At 45.9% G+C, this 353-nt stretch carries 1 protein-coding gene; it reads left to right on the top strand.

All coding sequences use genetic code 11. The features are described 5' to 3' along the window. On the top strand, positions 1 to 353 hold a 353-nt coding region (locus I6U50_RS15780; RefSeq protein ID WP_198639557.1), incomplete at both ends, for an HYR domain-containing protein.

Genomic DNA, 353 nt, shown 5'->3' with positions numbered 1-353 from the left:
TACCCCGTGGGAACCACCAATATTACATGGACCGTGACAGATGATAATGGAAACGAAGCTCAACCGGTAATACAAACCGTAACGGTAACTGACGATCAGGCGCCGGTAATCGCTGCTGTGGAGGCCATCAATACTACTGCAGATGCAGATACCTGTGGGGCAATGATAGATATTGTACCTCCGACGGCTACTGATAACTGTACGGTTGGAAATGTAATCGGAACAAGGGATGATAATCTGCCATTAGATGCAGAATATCCCGTGGGAACCACCAATATTACATGGACCGTGACAGATGATAATGGAAACAAAGCTCAACCGGTAATACAAACCGTAACGGTAATCGATAACCA

The sequence above is a fragment of the Salegentibacter maritimus genome (genome assembly GCF_016236975.1).
GTDB classification, from domain to species: Bacteria; Bacteroidota; Bacteroidia; order Flavobacteriales; family Flavobacteriaceae; genus Salegentibacter; species Salegentibacter maritimus.
Note: the sequence above shows the minus strand (reverse complement) of the source record. Positions and strands in the feature narration are given on the sequence as shown.